Origin of the sequence: Paraburkholderia sp. SIMBA_053 (genome assembly GCF_046534895.1) — a bacterium.
Lineage (GTDB): Bacteria > Pseudomonadota > Gammaproteobacteria > Burkholderiales > Burkholderiaceae > Paraburkholderia > Paraburkholderia caledonica.
In genome coordinates this window covers 1-263 of sequence record NZ_JAWRXU010000932.1, presented here as the reverse complement: position 1 = coordinate 263, position 263 = coordinate 1, and the positions used below count along the sequence as shown (strand labels likewise).

Sequence of the window (263 nt, the reverse complement as noted above, 5' to 3'; positions counted from 1 at the left end):
GAACGCAGCCGTGGAAGCGGCACGCGCGGGCGAACAGGGACGCGGCTTCGCGGTGGTCGCAAGCGAAGTGCGGAGTCTCGCGCAGCGCTCGTCGAGCGCGGCGAAGGAGATCAAGGATCTGATCGCCGATTCGGTGGGAAGGATTCGCGACGGCTCGTCGCTTGCCGGCGAAGCGGGCAAGACGATGACGGAAGTCACGCATGCCGTGGCGCGCGTGACGGACATCATGTCGGAGATTGCGGCGGCCTCGAGCGAACAGAGCC

The 263-nt window shown here is 67.3% G+C and carries 1 protein-coding gene; it reads left to right on the top strand.

Annotation, left to right across the window (positions count from 1 at the left end; all coding sequences use genetic code 11):
• The coding region (locus SB753_RS38340; protein ID WP_410805327.1) for a methyl-accepting chemotaxis protein at nt 1-263 on the top strand (263 nt) is incomplete at both ends.